The organism is Leucobacter coleopterorum (assembly GCF_011382985.1).
Classification (GTDB): Bacteria; Actinomycetota; Actinomycetes; order Actinomycetales; family Microbacteriaceae; genus Leucobacter; species Leucobacter coleopterorum.
Genome location: NZ_CP049933.1, coordinates 2,277,796 through 2,298,488, shown reverse-complemented (window position 1 = coordinate 2,298,488; position 20,693 = coordinate 2,277,796). Strand labels below are relative to the sequence as shown.

Sequence of the window (20,693 nt, the reverse complement as noted above, 5' to 3'; positions counted from 1 at the left end):
AGATGTGTGATGAACCAAGTTGTCGTAATCGGAGCTGGCCCACAGGGACTTGCGACCGCAGCCCACCTACTCGAGCGCGGCCTTGAACCTCTGGTGCTTGAGGCAGGGACCGGCCCAGCTTCGGCAGTATCTGAGTGGTCACATGTGCGACTCTTCTCAAAATGGGCCGAAGTTATGGACAGCGCAAGCAAGCGACTGCTCGCAACGACCGGCTGGGTCGAGCCAGGCGAAGCCTACCCGACCGGAGGGCAATGGGTATCGGAGTACCTTGCTCCTCTGGCTGACGCTTTAGGCGATCGAGTTCGTTATGGTGCACGAGTTGTGGGTGTAGGCAAGAAGGGTCGTGACCGCTCCGTGGATGCGGGTCGCGACGAACAGCCTTTTGTCGTGCACGTCGTGAACTCAGATGGTAGCGAGGAGCGCATTGAAACAACTTCTGTCATAGACGCGTCTGGCACTTGGAGGACTCCAAACCCGGCGGGTGCAGATGGGTTCCCCGCGATTGGTGAGAAGTCCGCCGCTGAAGCCGGTGTCCTCGGTTATCAGATTCCGTCAATGGAAGACGTAGAGGCTCTCGCTGGAAAGCACGTTGTGGTTGTTGGCAATGGCGCGTCGGCGAAGGGCGCGATTACGCAGCTTGCTCGTGTTGCGAAGCAAGACCCAGCTACCAAAGTAACTTGGGTGCTGCGTCGCGGCGTTGTCGGGAATACCTTCGGCGGAGGTGCAGCGGACGAGCTTCCTGAGCGTGGTGCCCTGGGACGGCTTGCACAGGAGGCCGTTACAGACGGACTTGTAAACCTCGTCACCGGGTTCCGCACGGAATCAGTGGCGCTGGAGGGTGCTCGTGCCATCTTGTCTGCAGAGGATGGACGCACGCTTGAACCCGCGGACCACGTCATTGTGCTCACCGGGTTCCGCCCCGACCTTTCGATTCTTGCGGAAGTTCGCTTGGATATGGACCTTCGTCTGCAGGCACCGTCTCGAGTCGCCAACGAAGTTGATCCAAATGTTCACTCGTGCGGTTCGATCCGCGCGACGGGTGCAACAGACCTTGCCCACCCCGACGCGGGGCTGTACATCGTTGGAGCGAAATCCTACGGTCGAGCACCCACGTTCCTTGCGCTCACCGGGTTTGAGCAGGTCCGGAGCGTTGCTGCCGAGTTGGCGGGCGATTCCGAGGGCGCGCAGCGCGTAGAGCTTGTGCTCCCTGACACCGGCGTGTGCGGTGGTGCGGGACTGTTTGACGCTCCGGAGGAAACAGCAGGGGGCGGATGCTGTAGCGTCGCCCCCGTACCTGTCGAACTCACTCCGGCGCTGAATAGCTAAGCCACCGGGCAGTCTTCCTTTCGGGGAGGACTGCCCTTTTCTGAGTAGAGGATCACGTGACAGCACGTAGACCGATTCTCATTTACCTGGCCGCGACGATATCAGCGACAGCGAGTTTCGCGGTGCGGCCCGCACCCACAATGGTGGCGGATGCCACGCCAGTCCAATCTCCGTAGCCCAGCAAATGCAACCGGGGTTCATCGACAGAGCGAGTGCCCTGCGTCCGGGGTCGCCCTCGCTCAACGGTCAAGCCAAGGGGTGCGAGATGATCGAGCACGGGCCGGAATCCAGTGCACCAAATAATCGTGTCACACTGCCACTCTGTGCCGTCAGACCACTCAATACCAGTGGGAGTGAGTCGTTCAAACATCGGAGCCGCATGCAGTGTTCCCCGGTCCCGGGCAGCCTTCACACTTGGCGCCATGACCACATCACCGAGTGCGGAAACACCGGGGATCGAGATCCCTCCCTGTTTGGCAGCCTCACGTTGGCTTGCCACGTCAAATAGCACACGTCCGTCGACGTCGTCGGGCATAAAAGCGAGGTGTTCGTTGTGTCACCCAGGTTGTCTCAGCGACCATGGAAACTTCGGCGAGAATCTGAGCGGCTGAGTTTCCCCCTCCACCCACGACCACTCGCTTACTGCAAAAGGGTTCCGGCGAACGGTAATCAACAGGATGTAGCTGCTCGCCAGCAAATTCTGAGCTACCAGGATAAGCAGGCGGATATGGCGCGCCCCAGGTCCCGGTCGAACTGACGACGTAGAGGGCATGCCAGGTACCGTGACTAGTCTCTACAACAAATCCGTCACTGTCGCAGTCCACACTCGTGACCTACACAGGTCGCTCTACTGAGGCATCCACCATCCTGGCAGTGGGCTGTACTCTGTGGGTGAGAAAAGACGCTACGATTCCCACCCGTGTTGCCAGGCTCCGCCCGGGTTGATCTCGCTGTCGAGAATCACAAAGCCTATTCCGGCCCGGCGGAGGTAGTAGCCCGCGGCGAGACCCGCTTGGCCACCACCGAACTTCATGCGAGAGGCGGGAGAGCCGATCCTGCGGCCGTCATCAGTCTTCGATCAGATCCGAAACGAGATTCGTAATCCGACGTTTGATGTCGTCACGGATGGGACGAACCGCATCGATGCCTTGGCCCGCGGGATCGTCGAGTTTCCAATCCTCATAGCGTTTGCCTGGAAAGAACGGGCAGGCATCGCCGCAGCCCATCGTGATGACCACGTCAGATGCCTCCACCGCCTCAGCCGTGAGGACCTTCGGCTGCTCAGCGGTAATGTCGATGCCCTCTTCGAGCATCGCCGCAACGGCGGTGGGATTGATCTGATCGGTGGGCATCGAGCCGGCCGACCGTACCTCGATCCGATCGCCAGCGAAGTGGCGGAGCCAGCCGGCAGCCATCTGAGAACGGCCTGCGTTGTGCACGCAGACAAAGAGCACGGAGGGTTTCTGCGAAGTCATGTGGGGTTCGCTTCTTTCAGTCGGTGAGTGTGGAGAGGAGGTCACGGACGCGTCTCTCGATATCGTCGCGGATGGCGGCCGCCCCTTCGGGTGAGGCAAGTGAGGGGTCTCCGACGGTCCAATCTTCGTAACGGACGCCGGGAATGATTGGGCACACGTCGCCGCAGCCCATGGTGATGACGACGTCTGCCGCGCGCACGGCGTCGTCGGTCAATGGTTTCGGGAACGCCGCCGAGGTCTCTTGCTCGCCTTCGATTTCAACAAGTAGGGAACGGACGTGCGGATGCACATCCGCCGCTGGCGTCGACCCCGCGGATCTGGCGATGACCTTGCCCTCTGCGAGCTGGTTGACGATCGCTGCGGCGAGCTGGGAACGGCCCGCGTTTGCGACGCATACGAACAGCACCTGTTGCACGCTGGATTCGCGGTCACGAGTTAAATCGGCTAGGCGCTGGCGGGCAAATTTCTCAGTCAAAGGGATCAGGTGCTGTGTCAGCTTTGCTGAGCGCACCAGGCCTGCGTAGGACTCACGAACGATCGCGACGACAAGGTCCCGGTTCAGATCGGTCAGCTCTTCCGCGAGTTCTTCGGCAAGGCGACTCACACGGGCGTCCATCGTGCGCAGGGCCTCGGCACGCTCAGCGTAGTTCTCAACTACGTCAAGGTTCGCTGTAGCTGCGAATGCGTCAAGGAGTGCGGTGACTGCCTCGCGCCGTGCCGGGGCGATCCGGTAGTAGACCCAAGTACCGCGTCGTTCCGAGAGCAGTATCCCGGTCTCCTTGAGTACCTTCAGATGGTGAGAGATCGTTGGTTGGGAGAGATCCGCGAGTTCTGCGAGGTCGCAGACGCAGGCCTCACCGCGCATATCTGTTGCGATCGCCGAGAGCATTCGGAGCCGGAGCGGGTCCGAGAGTGCTTTCAAAGCACCGGCAACTGCCGTTGCGGTATCGAGACCGATGGGGTGGCTGGTGGAGGGTAGGCACGCCTCCGTGTTGCCAACAGGACTCATGATGCGTTCCCTTCGTAGGGGTTGGTGTGGAACCAGGCGCGTGCTGCCCAGAGTGAGACGTACACGAGGCCAACAAGCACCGGAACTTCGATGAGCGGGCCGACGACGCCGGCGAGTGCCTGGCCCGAGGTCGCCCCAAAGGTGCCGATCGCGACAGCGATCGCCAGTTCGAAGTTATTCCCGGCGGCAGTGAAAGCGAGCGCTGTGGATCGCGCATACCCCAGTCCGAGGCTCTTGCCGAGCAGCAGACCCGCGAACCACATGAGCCCAAAGTAGACCAACAGCGGCAGTGCGATACGTGCGACATCTAGGGGCTTCGCCAGTACCGCGTCTCCCTGCAGTGCGAACAGCAGCACAATGGTGAACAGCAGCCCGTAGAGTGCCCAGGGGCCGATAGTCGGGAGGAACTTCTCCTCGTACCAGGTGCGGCCACGGCGCTTCTCGCCGATCCACCGCGATGCGAACCCGGCCACCAAGGGCACACCGAGGAACACCAAGACGTTGAGAGCAATCTGCCAGACCGAGATCTCTAGCCCCTGCGAGTCTAGGCCCAACCAGCCGGGCAGTACGGTGAGGTAGAACCAGCCGAGCAGCGAGAACGCGACGACTTGGAACACCGAGTTGATTGCGACAAGTACCGCGGTGGCCTCGCGATCCCCGCATGCCAGGTCGTTCCAAATCACGACCATCGCAATACAGCGCGCGAGGCCCACGATGATTAGGCCCGTGCGATACTCCGGCAAATCAGGTAGGAAGATCCACGCGAGAGTGAACATGACGGCGGGACCTGCAAGCCAGTTCAGTACGAGCGAGGAGACCAGCAGTTTCTTGTCCCCAGTGACAGCGGCGACCTTGTCATAGCGGACCTTCGCGAGCACCGGGTACATCATTACGAGCAACCCGAGTCCGATCGGCACGGAGATCCCGCCCACCTCGAGCATGCTGAGCAGGCCCGACAATGCAGGCACAAAACGACCAAGCAGCAGCCCCGCGACCATCGCGAGGCCAATCCACAACGGCAGCCACTTGTCGAGTGTGGAGAGCCGTTTTGGGGCGGTAGGGGTCATCGTGTTGGTCATCCGAGTAGCTCCTCGATCTTCGCGATCTTCACTCTGCCCGCATACTCCTCGGAAAGCTGCTCCAGAATTGGGGCGATTGCTTTGCAAGGGCCGCACCAGCTTGCCCAAATGTCAACCACGACAGGTAGCTCGGAGTCGATTACCAAAGCTTGAAAGGTGGAATCGGTGACCTGGATAACGCTGCTCATGTGGAGACCTCCATGACTGACTTTGCGACCGGGGTGGGAGCGTTGTGCGAAAGAAAGTGCTGTGCATCCTGTGCAGCAGCACAGCCGGTGCCCGCGGCGGTGATCGCCTGCCGGTAGGTGTGGTCGACCAAGTCGCCGGCGGCGAACACCCCGGGCAGATTTGTCTGTGTTGACGGGTGCGAGACCCGCACGTACCCGTCAACATCAGTGTCGACCTGTCCGGTTACGAGCTCGGAGCGCGGATCGTGCCCAATCGCCACGAATACCCCCGTCGAGTCGAGTGCGCTTTCCGCACCGGTGACAGTGTCGCGCAGCCGGAGCCCGGTCACCTGCTCATCGCCAAGGATCGCGGCGACTTCGCTGTTCCAAGCCACCTCGATCTTCGGATGATCGATGACACGCTGGGCCATGATCTTCGATGCTCGGAACTCGTCCCGGCGATGTACGACAGTCACCTTCGACGCAAACCTGGTGAGAAAAAGAGCCTCCTCCATCGCAGAGTCCCCGCCCCGACCACGGCGATTTCCTTCTCGCGGAAGAAAAACCCGTCACACGTAGCGCACCAGGAAACCCCGTGACCAGACAACCGGCTCTCCTCTGGAAGGCCGAGTTTGCGGTACGCGGATCCCATCGCCAGGATCACGGACCGTGCCCGGTACGTGGTTCCGGCACCGGTCTCGATAATTTTCACATCGCCTTCAAGATTGAGACGGATCGCGTCGTCGTAGACGATCTCCGCACCGAAGCGTTCTGCTTGCGTTCGCATCGAGTCCATCAGTTCTGGACCCTGAACTCCGTCGATGAAGCCCGGGAAGTTCTCTACCTCCGTCGTTGTCATCAGTGCGCCACCAGCGGTGACCGAACCAGAAATCACCACCGGAGCGAGGCCCGCACGCGCGGCATAGATTGCCGCTGTGTACCCGGCGGGACCAGACCCGACGATGACTAGTTCGACTTCTTGATTCGACATGCTTCTATATTGAAACATATCGATTGATAGGTCAAGTTTGTCGGTGATTCGTCACTTGGTGTTCACCTTTGAGGTCATCCCGGCTCGGTCCGAGTGGTCGGATGCGCACGCCATTGTCGTCGAGGCCGAACGGCGGATTCAACGAGGTAGAACTGCCGAAGAACTCCGTAGCCAAAGCGAGTGTGTCTGTGAGTGCGGGATCCTGACCCCAAAAAAATACTGAGCCGTGGTGCGCCCCTCCTGACCGGAGAAGTGCACCACGGCTTGAGCGATTGCTGTCTATTTCTACAGAGTGTTGCCGAGCTTAAAGCCCTTCTCACCCTCGTCATCGCGCGTGTACGAGAAGCCGTCGGCGCCGATGGTCACGGCCATCTCGGACTCGTCGGTGCGAGCCACAATGGGCTGCAGGTTGCCGTCGAGGTCGAGCACGCGCGACGCGTCGGTGTACCACGAGGGCACAACCGGGTTGCCCCACCAGTCGCGGCGCTGGTTGTCGTGCACGTCCCAGGTGACGACGGGGTTGTCGGGATCACCGGTGTAGTAATCCTGGGTGTAGATCTCGACGCGGTGGCCGTCGGGATCACGCAGGTACAGGTAGAACGCGTTCGAGACGCCGTGACGGCCGGGGCCACGCTCGATCTTGTCTGACAGGCGCAGCGCACCCAGCTTGTCGCAGATCGCGAGAATGTTGTGCTTCTCGTGCGTCGAGAATGCAACGTGGTGCATGCGGGGGCCGTCACCACCGGTTGCTGCGGTGTCGTGCACGGTCGGCTTGGCGCGCAGCCAGGCGGCGTAGACGGTGCCGTCTTCGTCTTGAATGTCTTCAGTGACGCGGAAGCCCAGATCCTGGTAGTGGCGCACCGCGCGGGGCACGTCGGGGGTGACCTGGTTGAAGTGGTCGAGGCGCACGAGCGCACCCGGCGTGTAGAGGTCGTAGCGCCAAGCCAGGCGCTCAACGTGCTCTACCTCGTAGAAGAACTCGAAGGGGAAGCCCAGGGGATCCTCAACGCGCACCGAATCACCGATGCCCTTGACGAAGCCCTCCTTGCGGCGCTCAACGCGGCAGCCGAGCTCGGTGTAGAACGCGACGGCCTTGTCGATGTCTTCGGGAGTGCGCACGCGGTAGGAGAATGCGGCGACGGCGGCGACCGGCCCCTTGCGGAGCACGAGGTTGTGGTGGATGAACTCCTCGAGCGAGCGCAGGTAGATTGTGTTCTCGTCTTCCTCGGTCACGGTGAGACCGAGCACGTCAACGTAGAACTCGCGCGACTTGGCGAGGTCAGTGACGACGATCTCCATGTACGCGCAGCGCAGAATGTCGGGCGCTGGCACACTCGGCGTCTTGATGGGGTTGTCGGTGCTGATCGGGGCTTCTTTAGTGACGTAGAAGCCAGAGGAGGTCTTTTCACGACCTTTGAGCTCAGACATAATTCGGTCCTTCCTTGGTCCTTATTCGTTACTGCACGTTTGGGGGAGTTGCGGTGGTGGCTACTTGCCGGCGCCGAAGCGGGGGCTGTGGGCCTCGTTGAGCGTGATCTGGATCGACTGCGCCGTGGTGTAGAAATCGACTGAGCGGTAGCCGCCCTCGCGGCCGAGGCCCGATGCCTTCACGCCACCGAACGGGGTGCGCAGGTCGCGCACGTTGTTCGAGTTCAGCCACACCATGCCCGACTCGATGCCGTGCGCGAAGTTGTGGGCGCGCTTCAGGTTCGAGGTCCAGACGTAGGCGGCGAGACCGTACTTAGTGTCGTTCGCGAGCTGCAGCGCCTCTTCATCGGTGTCAAAGGGGGTGATTGCGACAACCGGCCCGAAGATCTCCTCCTGGAAGATGCGGGCCTCGGGCTTCACATCGGCGAACACTGTCGGCGCGACGTAGTTGCCCTCGGGGAAACCCTCGGGGCGACCGCCACCGGCGACGAGCCGACCCTCGGTCTTGCCGATCTCGACGTAGCTCATCACCTTCTCGAAGTGGCTCGGGTGCACGAGCGCGCCGACCTCGGTTGCGGGATCCGAGGGCAGCCCGATCACGATGTTCTTCGCGCGCTCGGCGTAGCGGGCAACGAAGTCGTCGTAGATTGAGCGCTCGACGAGCACACGCGATCCCGCGGTGCAGCGCTCACCGTTCAGGCTGAACACGCTGAACACGGTGGCGTCGAGTGCCTCTTCGAGATCCGCGTCGGCGAACACCACCGAGGGGCTCTTGCCGCCGAGCTCAAGCGAGAGGCCCTTCAAGTACGGCGAAGCGTTCGTTGAGATCATCGCGCCGGTCGAGCTGTCGCCGGTGAACGAGATGAGCGGCACGTCGGGGTGCTTCACGAGTGCATCGCCCGCGACTCCGCCGGAGCCGAGGATGAGGTTGAAGACGCCGTCGGGCACACCGGCCTCGCGGAAGATTTCGGGCCACAGTGCCGCTGAGAGTGGGGTGTAGCTCGCGGGCTTGAGCACAACGGTGTTGCCGGTCGCGAGCGCGGGAGCAAGCTTCCACGACTCCTGCATGAACGGCACGTTCCAGGGGGTGATGAGGCCAGCGACACCCTTGGGTTTGCGGTTCACGTAGTTGATCTGGCGACCCGGTACCTTCGTCACGTTGTCGTGCTCGGCGACGATGAGGTCGGCGAAGAAGCGGAAGTTCTCGGCCGCGCGGCGGGCCTGACCCTTCGCCTGGGTGATCGGCAGGCCCGAGTCCCAGCTCTCGATCAGGGCAAGGCGGTCGTCGCGCGATTCAACGATGTCGGCAACCTTGTGCAGAATGCGCGAGCGCTCGCGGGGGAGCATCTTCGGCCACGGGCCCTCGTCGAAGGCGCGCTTCGCCGCCGCCACGGCGCGGTCAACATCGGTCTTACTCGCGGATGCGGCACGGGTGTAGACCTCGTTCGACACCGGCTCGATCACGTCGAAGGTCGCGCCGCCCTCGGCGTCAACGAACTCGCCGTCGATGAATAGCTGGATCTTTTCTGGCAGGTCTGCTGGCTTCTGGTAGGTCATGATTTCTCTCCAGTCCTGGTGATTGATAGGTGTGTGAAGGTTGTTAGACGGCCGGTGCTGGTGTTCGCTTGGCCGCGTGTGGGGTATCGGGGGATTCGCCGTGCTTTTGGTCCTCCGAGTAGGCGAGCACGGCGTCGAGGGTTGCAGTGCGGTGCGCGCGGGCAGCCATCTCGATTTCGATGCTGGAGGCACCCCGCTCGATGAGCTTCAGGATCTGCTCGTGCTCCTCAACCGACTCCTGTGCGCGGCCGGGAACAAAGCTGAAGGAGGAGTTGCGCAGCACCTTCATGCGATTCCAGCCGCGATGCACGAGGTCGAGAATGTGCGGGTTCGGGCAGCTCTCGAAGAGCACACTGTGAAACTCGAGGTTGAGGTTTGTGAAGCGCTGTGGATCAAAGGAGCTGAGGGTTTCGCGCATGGTCTGATTGATGGCGCGGGCCCGTTGAATCTGATCCTGCGAGATGCCCGGGGCTGCCAACGCGGTCGCCGATCCCTCGACCAGAGCGAGTGTCTGCATCGTGTGTAAATACTCGGTCTCTTTGATCAGCGCGACCTGCGCGCCGACATTGCGCTCGAAGGTGACGAGCTGTTCGGCCTCGAGGCGCCGGATCGCCTCGCGCACAGGCACCACCGACATGCCGAGCTCATTCGCAATCGGGGCGAGCACAAGCCGGTAGCCCGGCACGTACTGTCCGCCGTCGATCCGCTCCCGGATCAGGCGGTACGCGCGTTCTGACTTGGACTCCTCGGGCATGGTCTAGGCCTGCTCTGCTTCATACTTGGCGAGCCACTCCGCATTCATCGGGAACAGTCCGTCGACCGGGGCTCCCTTCGCGACCTGGTCGGCGACCCAGGCGTCGGCCTTCTCCTGAGCCGCTGCTTCGCTGGCGACCTCTTCGAGCAAGAAGGGCGGGATTACAATAACCCCGTCGCGGTCGCCCATAATGATGTCGCCCGGCTGCACAGCTGCGCCGCCGCAGGCGACGGTGACGTCCGTCTCCCAGGGCACGTGGCGGCGTCCAAGCACACTCGGGTGCGCGCCCCGCGAGAAGACGGGAATGTCGAACTCCTGCACTGCCGCAAAGTCGCGCACACCACCGTCAGTAACGATCCCGGCGGCTCCGCGCACCTGTGCGCGGAGTGCAAGCACGTCGCCGACGGTGCCGGTTTCACGCACGCCGCGGGCCTCCACCACGAGCACCTCGCCAGGGTTGACCGTGTCGAACGCGCGCTTCTGGGCGTTGAACCCGCCGCCGTGCGTCTTGAACAGGTCGGGGCGGAAGGGGATGAAGCGCAGCGTCTTTGCGGTGCCGAGAATCGAGTCGCCCTCGTGGTTCGGGTGCACGCCGTCGATAAATATGTCGACGTAGCCGCGTTTGCGCAGCGCCGCCGAGACTGTCGCAACCGCGACACCCTCAAGTTGCTTGCGAATGGTGTCGGTGAGGGGTGATCCTGAGCCGCTGTTGTCGCCGTCGAGGGGCCTTGCCCGTCCCGCTGCCACCGCCGCGGTGTGTTCCTCTTCGCTGCCCCAGGCTTCGATGCGCTGCAGGTCGTCGACCTTAGGCTTCGAACCGAAGTCGCCGAACGGAACGGTGCCCTGCGTCACGGTGGTGACGAGGCGGCCGGTGGTGGGTGCGCCTGGGGCATTCGGGGCGTCAACCTCAACCTCAACGGTGTCACCCGGCACCACGACGGATGATCCCGCCGGGGTGCCGGTGAGGATCACATCGCCGGTTTCGAGGGTCATGTGTTGCGACAGGTCGGCCACCAGGCGACCGAAGGGAAACTTGAGTGTGTCACTCGTATCGTCTTGCACGAGCTGGCCGTTCACCCAGGTGCGCACGCGCCAGTCGCCCTCGCCGAGTCCCTCGGTTGGGATCGCTTTTGGCCCAATCGGGGTAAACCCGTCGCCGCCTTTGTTACGGACGTTGGAGCCTTTGTCTGCCGCGCGCAGATCGTAGACGCCGAGGTCGTTTGCCGCGGTAACGTGCGACACGTGCTTCCAGCCGTCCTCGGGGAGACGTGGTGTGCGGGAGTGCCAATAACGAGCGCAATCTCGCCCTCGAAGGCGAGAAGTTCGGTGCCCGCGGGACGCTCAACTGTGCCGCCGGTCGCCGCGAGTGAGGAGGCAGGCTTCAAGAAGTAGGACGGCTGCGCCGGGGTGCGCCCGCGCTGCTGCATGCGGGATGGGTAATTGAGATGCACGGCAATGATCTTGCCGGGGGTCTCGACCCCAAAGGTCTGCATCGCAGTTGTGGATTCCGTCTCAGCCAAAGCAACCTCGCTTGTCTCGCCTGGTGCGAGCGGCTCTCTGCGCCGCCGCCCGTTGTGATATTTGTTATCGTATACGATTTCGGGTGATTTGGGAATAGGCCTGGCACTAATGCCAGTTCTGTCGCGCCAGAACTACATTGATCACTTCTAAACCCATCAGCAACAGGAGAAGACTGATGTATCTCGGATGATTGATGGAGTTGCGGCGCGACTCAGATGAGCCTTGCGCGCTGAAACGCCTCAATGCAGCGGGGTCGTCGCCGATTCTGCTCAGCTAGCTCGGCCATGAATGTCGCAAAGGCATCGACGTGTGAGGGACCCGCAGCAACAGCGACCCGCTTCATCTTTTTGAGCTGAGTGACAGCCCAGGAGTAGTTCTTTGTGTCGGCTACACGCAAGATCTCTAAGATGACCAATTTGTAGCGTGGGATGGTGTCTGCGGGGTGTGCGTAGGCTCGATCCTCACAAAGCCGTAACCAGAGCTCGACCAAGTGTTTTGCGCGAGTTTTTGACTCAGCCGAGTACCCCATGAGGTAAGAGCCTGCATGAGAAGCGTCAGCGTCAGAGGGGGAGATTCGGGCAAAATGAAGCAGCGCGTAGTCCCAGGCCTCATCGTTGCGTGACTCGTCGGCCAGATAGTTCGTGTACCCAATTGGATCGGTGCTTTCTATTCGAGACTCTGCTTGATGCTGCTCTTTGTCCCATAGCCTCGCATGCTGGGCAGTCCCTTGGAGCTCCCGGAAGTTCTTGAGTGTCGTGAACCTTGTGAACCAGGCTTTTCTAAGCTCAACGGCCTCGACGTGTTCACCGCGTTCAAACGCATCAGTGGCGAGTAAATTGACGAGCGCACTGTCCGACCCCGTGGTATTGAGTTCAACGCCAAGCCGCGCGTAGTGAAGTGCGTGATCTACGAGTCCAGCTTCGCTCAGGCTCTCAACAATGCGCTTGGCTGCGTGAGCGTTGTGTGGCTCTCCACCAATGGTCTGGACAATAGTCACTGGATCACGATCGAGCACCGCAAGGCGCTCTAGTGGATATCGACCATACTCTCCGAGATCGATATCGCCGATTGCCTCGCGGTACTGTTTGATGCTCTCCTCGGAGAGGGCAGGGGCGTAGGCAACGATGTCGGGGTCGAAAAAAGTCCTGTTCCCCGCCGTAGCGATACTTGATGATCCACTTGATGAGGCGAGATTGTTCTTTCTGGGTGAGTGGTGGGGCAGCGGTGAGAACTGCTTGAGCGTGGGTGATCAACAGGGATCGGATCAGGCTGCCAAGCATGCCGGAGGAATCATCGGCCTTGATGATTGCTCGCGTGAGCAGCGTGATTCCACGCTCAATAATTGGTAGCAGTGCCGGAGCCGCATGCTCGGCTTCGATTTCGAGCGCCGAGACAGCTTTCAATCACTCGTCTGCAAAGGCGTTTGTCTGCCAGTAGTCATAAAAGCGTCTTGTTGGGCGAAGCTCATCGTTGACGAATGTGAGGAGTTCTTCGTACTTCGCCGCGTTCTGCATAGGTTTATCTTGACAGCTAAGCACAAGATTTCAGCTGATGCACCTGATGTGACTCTCGCGTATCATTGATGCATGAGGACCACACTGCGTATCGAAGAGCCTCTTCTCGAAGCGGCGAAACGCAATGCTGCCCGCAGGCAAGAAACCCTGGGGGAGTACGTGGAAGAGGCTTTGCGGGCCTATATGGCTGCACAGGCCGTGCCCACGGAGATGGTGGATCTTCCTGTGTTTCGAGGGGGCAGCGGTGTTAAGAAGGGAATCGATTCGACCTCGAATCGAGATCTTTTTGATGCTCTCGATGAGGCCGATGAGCAGATTGACACCGGTTCTCAGGAACTCAAAGCCTCATGATTGTGCTCGACGTCAATGTGTTAGTTGCGGCTTTCCGCGAGGACCACTCCCACCACACGATTGCCCGGCCGTGGCTCTTGCGAGCGCTCGAGGTTGAGTCGGCGGTTATCGTTCCAGACCTCGTATGGGTGGGGTTCTTGCGCATCGTAACTAATCGGCGCATTTTTAGTGAACCAGCTCTGCCGAGTGAGGCGTTGGCGTTTATGAGCGCCCTCACCAAAAGCTCTGCTTACCAACAAGCACCTGGATTGCCAAATGGGCACGACGTGTTCCGCAGAGCAGTCGAGTCTGCCGGAGCGCAATCAAACCTCATCCCGGACGCCTACATCGCGGCCGTGGCACTAGCTTTCGTGTGCCCGGTGGCCACGTTTGATCGCGACTTTCACCGCTTCGAGGGGCTCCGAATTGTGCGCCCCGAGGTCCCTACTTAGTGCATGGCCCTAGTAGCTCGCGCGCGGTGCAGGTGCCGCGGCCGATCCCGAACCCGCGCCGCGAAACCGCTCCACCAGCGCCTCTGTCTGGCGGGCAAGGATCGCGACGTCAGCGCCCACAGCAATGAACGATGCGCCCGCCTCGATGTAACGATCGGCATCGGCTGCCACAAATGCGTTTACACCAGCGGGTTTGCCCGCAGCCCGAGCTGCAGCGATTGTGTGCAGCACGGCCTCAACAACCTTGGGGTGGTTCTGCTGCCCGAGGAACCCCATCGACGCCGCGAGGTCGGCGGGGCCAACGAAGACGGCGTCCACCCCGTCAACCGCGAGGATTCGTTCAACATCTGCGACCGCAGCCGCCGACTCGATCTGCACGGTCAGGCTGATTGTCTCGTTTGCGCGACCGAGGTAGCCCTCTACTCGATTCCAGCGGGCGGACCGAGCGAGTGCGGATCCAACACCGCGCACCCCGCCACCCGCACCATCGGGGTAGCGCACCGCGCGCACGATCTCTGTGGCCTGCTCGGCTGAGTCGACCATGGGGATCAGAAGATTCTGTACGCCGAGATCGAGATACTGCTTGATCGCTACGGTGTCGCCATAGGGTGGGCGCACCACGGGAGTCGCCGGGTACGCCGACATGGCGTGCAACTGAGCGAGCACCGACTCTAGACCGTTGGGGAGTGCTCGGCGTCGAGCAGCACCCAGTCGCAGCCGCTACCCGCAACAATTTCAGCGGTGATGGGGCTGCCCGCGCAGGCCCACAGTCCGATCAGTGGATGATCCGCCGTGGCAAGTCGATCGCGGAGCGTGGCTGGCAGGTCTAGGTGAAGCGACATGTCACCGATCCTAGACCGTTGTAATCGGCGTGAACCGTGTCGCCGCGCTGCACCCACATCGGTTTTGTGAAGGATCCCGCGAGAATAATCTCGCCTGCCTCAAGCGTCTGTCCATGCTGCGCGAGCTTGTTGGCGAGCCAGGCGACACCGAGGGCGGGATGGCCGAGGATCGCGCCGGCCACACCTGAATCTTCAATCGTTTCGTTGCGGTAGAGCAGTGCAGAGGCCCAGGTGAGGTCTGTCTCATCAACTTTCACGGGGCGGCCGCCGATAACCATCGCACCCATCGCTGCATTGTCGCTGATGGTGTCTACGATGGTGCGCCCTTCGAGTTCAAGGTGCGAGTTGAGTACCTCGAGCGCGGGCACAACATAGGCGGTGGCGTCGAGCACGTCGAAGATGGTGACGTTCGGGCCGGTGAGTGGCTTCGAGAGCACAAAGGCCAACTCGACCTCGATGCGCACGTTTGAGAAGCGATCAAACTCGAGCACGGATCCGGATTCGAACACCATGTCGTCGTGGATCACACCGTAGTCGGGTTCTGAAATGCCGGTTGCGAGTTGCATGACCTTTGAGGTGAGGCCGATCTTGTGTCCAACGAGCCGTGCACCCGCCGCAATGCGTCGATCCGACCACACCTTCTGAATGGCGTAGGAATCCTCGATCACCATTTCTGGGTAGCGTGAGGTCAGCTTCGGCAGAATCGTGCGGTCGCGATCCGCCTGCACCAGTTCGTCAGCGATGGACTCAATCGTTTTCTGGTCGAGCACGTGATCTCCAAACTTCTATGTTGTGTTCAAAATCGTATACGATCTGCTGGGGTCGCGCTAGGTCGTGGATTTTTGTGCCAAACGAAGGCAGAAATTTCTACTTGTTTTTATTGTCAACGTGCGTAGAATGAAAAGTGGCGGTACACCGACGTGACGTCCAACCCTCTTCCCTCTAGAAGAACATCGTTCTTGGCGGCAAGTGTTTGGAACAGCAACGGAGCCCGACCTCAAAAGACGTGTTCATTGATCGAGAGAAGCAGACATGATGAAGAAAACACTGACTGGCCTCGCCGCCGTCATGGTTGCCGCACTAACCTTGACCTCTTGCTCTAGTGGTGGCTCATCCGGTGGAGATGCCGCTGCACCGGTAGGGAATGTTCCCCTAAAAATTGGCAACTTCCTTGACGTAACATCATGGGATCCCGCGCTTGCTGACATCGGGTTTGATGGCCCCTACCTTTCGGCAATCTACGATCCACTCGTCGTGGTTGACGGAAAGGGCGTGCCGCAGCCCGCGCTCGCTACAAAGTGGGAAGTCTCTGACGACTTCACAACGATCACCATGGACCTGCGCAGCGATGCGGTCTTCTCCGACGGAGAGAAGTTCGACTCGGAGGCCGCGGTGAAGAGCCTTGAGTATCTGAAAGCCGGTGTGCGCTCGCAAGAGGCCTACCAGAACGTCGACAATTTTGAGGCCGTCGACGAAGACACGCTCGCAATTCACCTCAAAAAACGCGACGATACCATCCTCTACTTCATGGGTCTCGGTCGCAGCTACATGATGGCTCCCAAAGCCATTGCCGACGGGTCGCTCGCAAAGACTCCGGTTGGATCGGGCCCGTACACCCTCGGAAAAGACACGGTTGCCGGTGCCGAATACCACTTCGACAAGGTCGCAAAACACTGGGCCACTCAAGACTTTCCCTTCGATCCTCTGGTCATCTCACCCCTGAGTGACCCGACCGCCATGCTGAATGGCATGGAGGGTGGCCAGTTCAACGTGATTTACGGCGATCAAACCGCCATCGACACTGCCGCGGCAAACGACTGGAACGTGAGCTCGGGCCTCTCCGCCTGGGTCGGTCTGCAGTTCACTGACCGTACGGGTGCCACCGAAATGGGCAAACCACTGGGTGATGTGAAGGTGCGACAAGCGCTCAACTACGCGTTCAACGGGCCAGAGATGCTGAAGGCCATTGCGCAGAACAATGGTGCCGCCACCAATCAAGTGTTCCCGGACGGCACCACGGGCAATCTGTCGAGGTTGAACGACCTGTACAAGCCGAGCATTCAGACCGCAAAGAAGATGCTCTCCGATGCCGGGTACGCCGACGGTTTTGCCGTCAAGATGCCGATGGCGCCGCCATTCCAGCCTTACCAGGCCGCGGTGGAGCAGGTATTTGGGGAGCTCGGCATCAAAGTGACCTGGGACGAGTACCAGTTCATGGACTACATGGCCAAAGCACCGACGTACCCACTCTTTGTGGGTGTCATCTCAATGGACGGCAACGCGGTCGCCACAGTCGAACGCCAGATCACTGAGCCGCAGTGGTACAACCCAACCACGAGTCTCGATGCGTTCCCCGGCGTTAAGGCGCAGGCTGACAAGGTTTTCAGTGCTGAACCTGGTGACGCTCAGAACAAGGAAATCGAAGCGCTGAACGAGATGGTGACCAAAGAGGCGTGGTTTAGCGTCTGGTACCAGTCGAATAACTCCTATGTTTCCACGAAGGAGTTTACGGTGACTCCCGTTACCGGCATGATGTTCCCGACCCTGCGCCACATTCAACTCGAGGGCTAGAGCCATGCTGACCTTCACGCTCAAACGATTGTTGTCGGGGGTGATTCTGCTGATCGCCGTGGCAACAGCCACGTTCTTCCTCGCCCACGCCGCGATCCCCGATCCGACACTCGGGCTGCTCGGTAGCGCCGCGACACCGGAAGCGCAGGCGGCGCTGGCACAGAAGATTGGCACGGAGCGACCCGTCATTGTGCAGTTTGGTGACTGGATTGCGCAGCTGCTGCAGGGGAACTTCGGCGACTCCTGGCGCAATTTCCAGCCGGTTTCAGAGCAGATCGCTACGAAGCTTCCGGTCACCCTTTCCGTCGTCACCGTCGGGATCTTGATTTCGGCGGTGCTCGGCGGGGTGCTGGGAGTGGTAGCGGGGCTGCGACCAAACACCTGGATCGACCGAGTCGTGAAGGCAGGCGCTGTTGTGCTGTTTGCTCTCCCAGGGTTCTGGGTTGCGCTGGTGCTTGTGATGCTGTTTGCGGTGCAGCTGAAGTGGTTTCCCGCGGTTGGGTACACAACCCCGGAGCAGTCGTTTGGCGGTTGGGTGCAGTCAATCACGTTGCCCGCCGTGGCACTGGCGGTTGGGGCAGTCGTAATGATTGCTGAGCAGCTGCGCAACGCGATTATTCAGGCGGACCGGCAAGATTACGTGCGAACGCTCCGCAGCAGGGGGCTGCCGCAGTGGCGGATCACTGTCCATCTGCTGCGCAACGCAGCACCGGCCTCACTCACGGTGTTGGCACTGATGTTTGTTGGGCTGCTCTCCGGGGCCATTGTTGTTGAACAGATATTTGCCCTCCCCGGCATCGGTGCGCTCACCCAGGGATCTTCTCAGAATGGAGATATTCCCATGCTGCTTGGCATCACGGTCATCACTGTTGTGTTTGTTGTGATCGTGAACTTCCTGCTCGATATTTTGCTCGGCTGGATCAACCCTAAGGCGCGTGTAAAGTGACCGCTCCGCTGACAGACTCCGTCACAGGCCAAACATTTGAAGCCGTTGACGCTGCGACCGCTACGGACGTGATCACCGTTGACTCTCGTGGGACTGCTCGCCAATCAACACTGAAGCGCTTCCTGAAACGCCCAGCCGGGGCAATATCCAGTGCAGTGCTGTTGCTCATTGTGCTCGTAGCCGTGTTCGCACCGTGGATTTCTCCTTACGACCCAAACGCCGTTGACCTCTCCCTGACGCGAGCCCTGCCGAGCCCAGAGCACTTGCTGGGTGGTGACACCGCGGGGCGTGATGTGCTCAGCCGACTCATTTGGGGTTCCCAAGCTACGCTGTGGGGTGCCGTCGTCGCAATTGCCACGGCGGTTGTGCTGGGTGTGCCATCCGGGTTGACTGCGGGTTACTTTGGCGGTGCAGCCGACAGAATCGGGACCTGGGTCAGCGACGCACTTCAGGCGGTTCCCGGCATGATCATTCTGCTCATTGTTGCCGCGAGCACACGCAACGACTTCACGTTGCTCATGATCACGGTCGGTGTGTTCATGGCCCCCGGATACTTCCGTCTGACTCGGTCGACAGTGCTCTCGGTGCGTCACGAAGCGTACGTCGATGCGGCTCGAGTCGCGGGTCTCTCGCACACACGCATTGTGGCGCGCCACGTTGTTCGCGCGGTGATTTCGCCGATCGTCATTCAAACCGCACTCACCGCGGGTATGGCGATGGGCATGCAGGCCGGCTTGCAGTTCTTGGGAATAGGGGGCGGTACGACTCCCGGCTGGGGTGCGGCTATGAGCGAGGGCTTCCGTGTGATGCGCACGGATCCGCTGCTCTTACTCTGGCCCTCGGTTGCACTCGGCGTTACGATCGCGGCGCTCGCGGTGTTGGGATCCACACTCGCAGACGTGATCAGTGTGAAAACGGTCACGCTCTCCCGCCGTGAGCGCAAAAGGATTGCGGCGCAGAATGCTGCGAAGCGAACGGTTGCTGAGCGGCATACAAGAACAGGGTCGACGTCTATCGCGGCAGTCGACTCAGCTGTGCGCCTCGAAAATTTGCGTGTGAAGTACGAGACCCCGAGCGGTGAGGTTGAGGTGGTGCACGGAATCACACTCGATGTTGCCCCGGGCGAGGTGCTCGGCATTGTGGGGGAGTCAGGGTCTGGCAAATCACAGACCGTGTTCTCAATGCTGGATCTGCTGCCAAAGTCGGGCTACTACACCGCGGACGCAATTTGGATCGGCGGCGAAGACGTCACGACCCTGTCGCGCGCCGACCGCGCGCAACTACTTGGTCACGAAATCGGGTACATTCCTCAGGAACCGATGACAAACCTCGACCCTCATACACGATCGGGTTTCAGCTGATTGAGCCGCTTCGGTCGGTGCACGGCATGAGCAAGCGTCGGGCGCGAGACCGCGCGCTCGCGATGCTTGAGCGGGTCGGGATCGTGGATCCCGAGCATGTCATGAAGTCGTACCCGCACGAACTTTCCGGGGGCATGGCACAGCGCGTCCTGATAGCGGGAGCGATTGCGGGCAAACCGTCGGTGCTCGTGGCTGACGAGCCTACAACTGCGCTCGATGTTACTGTGCAGGCTGAGGTGCTCGAACTGCTTCGTGAGTTGCAGCAGGAGTACCAAATGTCACTTGTGATCGTGACGCACAACTTTGGTGTGGTTGCAGACGTGTGTGATCGTGTGGTGGTGATGCGCTCGGGATCCATTGTTGAGATCGACGACGTCGAACCGATCTTTGCGCACGCAGAGAACCCCTACACGCGCGGACTCATAGCAGCGTCCCTTGACGGTGTTGAGAGTCGCGGTGAACTCGACGAACTTTTTGCACAGCGATTGGACAGCGGTCCCGCAACCGTGACGGAGGTCAAGGCATGACTCAGTTTGCACCCCTTCTGCGGGCCGAAAACGTGGTGGTTGAGTACGGATCTCGCCGCAACACAAAACGTGTGTTGCACGAGGTGTCGCTCGAAGTCGGAGACGGCGAGTGCGTCGGTCTTGTGGGTGAGTCAGGATCGGGCAAATCCACTCTTGGCAAGGCGATTCTTGGCCTCGTGCCCGTGGCCAGCGGCAGCATCACCTTCGATGGAAAAGACATTACGCATCTTTCGGGGCGAGCAAGGCGGCAGCTCGCCGCGGACATTCAGGTGGTGTTTCAGGATCCTTACGGATCCCTGAACCCGATGATGACGATAGGCGAGATCCTGGCAGAGCCGCTTTCTGCCGCGGGAACAAGTCGCGCAGAAGCCCGAAGAACTGTTGGTGACATGCTCGAGCGGGTCAACCTGTCGGGCAGCGTGATCGACCGTTACCCGAGTGAGTTTTCCGGGGGACAGCGGCAGCGGATCGCTATAGCCAGAGCGCTCGTGCGAAATCCTCGGCTGATTATTTGTGACGAACCAGTGAGTGCCCTAGATCTGACGACGCAGGCAACCGTGCTCGATCTGCTCATTGAATTGCAGCGCGACATCGGAGTTTCGTACCTCTTTGTATCCCACGACCTCGGTGTTGTGCGCCGCATCTGCCACCGGGTTGCCGTGATGTTTCGCGGCGATCTGGTGGAAATTGGTGATGGTGAACGGGTGACCCGAGATCCACAGCACCTGTACAGTCAACGCCTGCTTGCTGCCTCTCCGGTGGCGAATCCGGTGCTGCAGGCCGAACGCCGTGAGGCCTGGCTCGCGCTGCGGGCGGCCGGCGAGCGCTGAGCGCTTCAAGCGG

Annotated in this window: 19 protein-coding genes and 4 pseudogenes; 8 read left to right on the top strand and 15 right to left on the bottom strand. The window is 60.7% G+C overall.

The genetic code is table 11. The annotated features are described in order from the left end of the window. Positions 1-9: 9 nt before the first annotated feature. The gene (locus G7066_RS10835) at positions 10-1,326 is read left to right on the top strand and encodes an FAD-dependent oxidoreductase (protein ID WP_166331047.1); all 1,317 of its coding nucleotides are present in this window, start codon (positions 10-12) and stop codon (positions 1,324-1,326) included. Between the two features lie 82 nt (positions 1,327-1,408). Here the strand turns inward: G7066_RS10835 and G7066_RS16295 are convergent, their stop codons facing one another. The 13 genes and pseudogenes from G7066_RS16295 to G7066_RS10780 all read right to left on the bottom strand — a co-directional run bounded on the left by G7066_RS16295 (position 1,409) and on the right by G7066_RS10780 (position 12,304). Then, the gene (locus tag G7066_RS16295; protein WP_244302928.1) at positions 1,409-1,861 is read right to left on the bottom strand and encodes a hypothetical protein; all 453 of its coding nucleotides are present in this window, start codon (positions 1,859-1,861) and stop codon (positions 1,409-1,411) included. Beyond that, positions 1,827-2,150, bottom strand: a complete 324-nt coding sequence (locus G7066_RS16290) for an NAD(P)-binding domain-containing protein (protein WP_244302927.1) — start codon at positions 2,148-2,150, stop codon at positions 1,827-1,829. The genes G7066_RS16295 and G7066_RS16290 overlap by 35 nt, the downstream gene beginning before the upstream one ends. An 80-nt stretch (positions 2,151-2,230) precedes the next feature. Further along, positions 2,231-2,359: an NAD(P)-binding protein gene (locus G7066_RS16285; protein ID WP_244302926.1), complete on the bottom strand. Its 129-nt coding sequence runs from the start codon at positions 2,357-2,359 to the stop codon at positions 2,231-2,233. 34 nt (positions 2,360-2,393) lie between these two features. Further along, complete coding sequence (locus G7066_RS10825) at positions 2,394-2,801, bottom strand: arsenate reductase ArsC (protein ID WP_166331045.1); 408 nt, start codon at positions 2,799-2,801, stop codon at positions 2,394-2,396. A gap of 16 nt (positions 2,802-2,817) precedes the next feature. After that, a complete protein-coding gene (locus G7066_RS10820) occupies positions 2,818-3,810 on the bottom strand; it encodes a metalloregulator ArsR/SmtB family transcription factor (protein ID WP_166331043.1) in 993 nt (330 codons plus the stop codon). Next, on the bottom strand, positions 3,807-4,889 hold the full coding sequence (gene arsB, locus G7066_RS10815; RefSeq protein ID WP_166331041.1) for an ACR3 family arsenite efflux transporter: 1,083 nt from the start codon (positions 4,887-4,889) through the stop codon (positions 3,807-3,809). The genes G7066_RS10820 and arsB overlap by 4 nt, the downstream gene beginning before the upstream one ends. Continuing rightward, entirely contained in the window at positions 4,886-5,077 is a 192-nt protein-coding gene (locus G7066_RS10810) for a thioredoxin family protein (RefSeq protein WP_166331039.1), read from the bottom strand. Before G7066_RS10810 ends, arsB begins: the two co-directional genes overlap by 4 nt. Then, positions 5,074-6,047 (bottom strand): annotated as a pseudogene (gene trxB / locus G7066_RS10805) (thioredoxin-disulfide reductase). Before trxB ends, G7066_RS10810 begins: the two are co-directional and overlap by 4 nt. A gap of 285 nt (positions 6,048-6,332) precedes the next feature. After that, positions 6,333-7,475, bottom strand: a complete 1,143-nt coding sequence (gene hpaD, locus G7066_RS10800) for a 3,4-dihydroxyphenylacetate 2,3-dioxygenase (RefSeq protein WP_166331037.1) — start codon at positions 7,473-7,475, stop codon at positions 6,333-6,335. 60 nt (positions 7,476-7,535) lie between these two features. Next, positions 7,536-9,032 carry a 5-carboxymethyl-2-hydroxymuconate semialdehyde dehydrogenase gene (gene hpaE / locus G7066_RS10795; RefSeq protein ID WP_166331035.1) on the bottom strand — a complete coding sequence of 499 codons (1,497 nt, stop codon included), beginning with the start codon at positions 9,030-9,032 and terminating at the stop codon, positions 7,536-7,538. 43 nt (positions 9,033-9,075) lie between these two features. Continuing rightward, a complete protein-coding gene (locus tag G7066_RS10790; RefSeq protein ID WP_166331033.1) occupies positions 9,076-9,786 on the bottom strand; it encodes a GntR family transcriptional regulator in 711 nt (236 codons plus the stop codon). Positions 9,787-9,789: 3 nt separating this feature from the next. Continuing rightward, positions 9,790-11,279: pseudogene (locus tag G7066_RS10785) on the bottom strand (fumarylacetoacetate hydrolase family protein). 239 nt (positions 11,280-11,518) lie between these two features. Further along, complete coding sequence (locus tag G7066_RS10780; RefSeq protein ID WP_166331031.1) at positions 11,519-12,304, bottom strand: hypothetical protein; 786 nt, start codon at positions 12,302-12,304, stop codon at positions 11,519-11,521. A gap of 127 nt (positions 12,305-12,431) precedes the next feature. On the opposite strand from G7066_RS10780, the gene G7066_RS10775 reads away from it, so the two are divergent. The 3 genes from G7066_RS10775 to G7066_RS10765 all read left to right on the top strand — a co-directional run bounded on the left by G7066_RS10775 (position 12,432) and on the right by G7066_RS10765 (position 13,603). Continuing rightward, the gene (locus G7066_RS10775) at positions 12,432-12,656 is read left to right on the top strand and encodes a hypothetical protein (protein WP_166331029.1); all 225 of its coding nucleotides are present in this window, start codon (positions 12,432-12,434) and stop codon (positions 12,654-12,656) included. Between the two features lie 237 nt (positions 12,657-12,893). Continuing rightward, positions 12,894-13,172 carry an antitoxin gene (locus G7066_RS10770; protein WP_166331027.1) on the top strand — a complete coding sequence of 93 codons (279 nt, stop codon included), beginning with the start codon at positions 12,894-12,896 and terminating at the stop codon, positions 13,170-13,172. Next, complete coding sequence (locus tag G7066_RS10765) at positions 13,169-13,603, top strand: TA system VapC family ribonuclease toxin (protein WP_166331025.1); 435 nt, start codon at positions 13,169-13,171, stop codon at positions 13,601-13,603. The genes G7066_RS10770 and G7066_RS10765 overlap by 4 nt, the downstream gene beginning before the upstream one ends. Positions 13,604-13,612: 9 nt before the next feature. Here G7066_RS10765 and G7066_RS10760 read toward each other — a convergent pair. Both G7066_RS10760 and G7066_RS10755 read right to left on the bottom strand, forming a co-directional pair. Beyond that, positions 13,613-14,445 (bottom strand): annotated as a pseudogene (locus G7066_RS10760) (HpcH/HpaI aldolase family protein). Beyond that, positions 14,430-15,215, bottom strand: a complete 786-nt coding sequence (locus G7066_RS10755; RefSeq protein ID WP_166331023.1) for a fumarylacetoacetate hydrolase family protein — start codon at positions 15,213-15,215, stop codon at positions 14,430-14,432. The pseudogene G7066_RS10760 and the gene G7066_RS10755 overlap by 16 nt, the downstream one beginning before the upstream one ends. Before the next feature lie 262 nt (positions 15,216-15,477). Between G7066_RS10755 and G7066_RS10750 the strand changes: the two genes are divergently transcribed. From G7066_RS10750 to G7066_RS10735, 4 genes and pseudogenes are all read left to right on the top strand, one after another. Further along, a complete protein-coding gene (locus G7066_RS10750; protein ID WP_166331021.1) occupies positions 15,478-17,016 on the top strand; it encodes an ABC transporter substrate-binding protein in 1,539 nt (512 codons plus the stop codon). Between the two features lie 4 nt (positions 17,017-17,020). Then, a complete protein-coding gene (locus G7066_RS10745; protein ID WP_166331019.1) occupies positions 17,021-17,962 on the top strand; it encodes an ABC transporter permease in 942 nt (313 codons plus the stop codon). Further along, positions 17,959-19,850: pseudogene (locus tag G7066_RS16280) on the top strand (dipeptide/oligopeptide/nickel ABC transporter permease/ATP-binding protein). Before G7066_RS10745 ends, G7066_RS16280 begins: the two are co-directional and overlap by 4 nt. Further along, the gene (locus G7066_RS10735) at positions 19,847-20,680 is read left to right on the top strand and encodes an ABC transporter ATP-binding protein (protein ID WP_166331017.1); all 834 of its coding nucleotides are present in this window, start codon (positions 19,847-19,849) and stop codon (positions 20,678-20,680) included. Before G7066_RS16280 ends, G7066_RS10735 begins: the two are co-directional and overlap by 4 nt. Positions 20,681-20,693 lie beyond the last annotated feature (13 nt).

Excerpts from the sequence above, each read along its gene's own strand:
- G7066_RS10835 (WP_166331047.1), top strand. The coding sequence starts at position 10 with ATGAACCAAGTTGTCGTAATCGGAGCTGGCCCACAGGGACTTGCGACC.
- G7066_RS16295 (WP_244302928.1), bottom strand. The coding sequence starts at position 1,861 with ATGCCCGACGACGTCGACGGACGTGTGCTATTTGACGTGGCAAGCCAA.
- G7066_RS16285 (WP_244302926.1), bottom strand. The coding sequence starts at position 2,359 with ATGAAGTTCGGTGGTGGCCAAGCGGGTCTCGCCGCGGGCTACTACCTC.
- G7066_RS10825 (WP_166331045.1), bottom strand. The coding sequence starts at position 2,801 with ATGACTTCGCAGAAACCCTCCGTGCTCTTTGTCTGCGTGCACAACGCA.
- G7066_RS10820 (WP_166331043.1), bottom strand. The coding sequence starts at position 3,810 with ATGAGTCCTGTTGGCAACACGGAGGCGTGCCTACCCTCCACCAGCCAC.
- arsB (WP_166331041.1), bottom strand. The coding sequence starts at position 4,889 with ATGACCAACACGATGACCCCTACCGCCCCAAAACGGCTCTCCACACTC.
- G7066_RS10810 (WP_166331039.1), bottom strand. The coding sequence starts at position 5,077 with ATGAGCAGCGTTATCCAGGTCACCGATTCCACCTTTCAAGCTTTGGTA.
- hpaD (WP_166331037.1), bottom strand. The coding sequence starts at position 7,475 with ATGTCTGAGCTCAAAGGTCGTGAAAAGACCTCCTCTGGCTTCTACGTC.
- hpaE (WP_166331035.1), bottom strand. The coding sequence starts at position 9,032 with ATGACCTACCAGAAGCCAGCAGACCTGCCAGAAAAGATCCAGCTATTC.
- G7066_RS10790 (WP_166331033.1), bottom strand. The coding sequence starts at position 9,786 with ATGCCCGAGGAGTCCAAGTCAGAACGCGCGTACCGCCTGATCCGGGAG.
- G7066_RS10775 (WP_166331029.1), top strand. The coding sequence starts at position 12,432 with ATGTCGGGGTCGAAAAAAGTCCTGTTCCCCGCCGTAGCGATACTTGAT.
- G7066_RS10770 (WP_166331027.1), top strand. The coding sequence starts at position 12,894 with ATGAGGACCACACTGCGTATCGAAGAGCCTCTTCTCGAAGCGGCGAAA.
- G7066_RS10765 (WP_166331025.1), top strand. The coding sequence starts at position 13,169 with ATGATTGTGCTCGACGTCAATGTGTTAGTTGCGGCTTTCCGCGAGGAC.
- G7066_RS10750 (WP_166331021.1), top strand. The coding sequence starts at position 15,478 with ATGATGAAGAAAACACTGACTGGCCTCGCCGCCGTCATGGTTGCCGCA.
- G7066_RS10745 (WP_166331019.1), top strand. The coding sequence starts at position 17,021 with ATGCTGACCTTCACGCTCAAACGATTGTTGTCGGGGGTGATTCTGCTG.
- G7066_RS10735 (WP_166331017.1), top strand. The coding sequence starts at position 19,847 with ATGACTCAGTTTGCACCCCTTCTGCGGGCCGAAAACGTGGTGGTTGAG.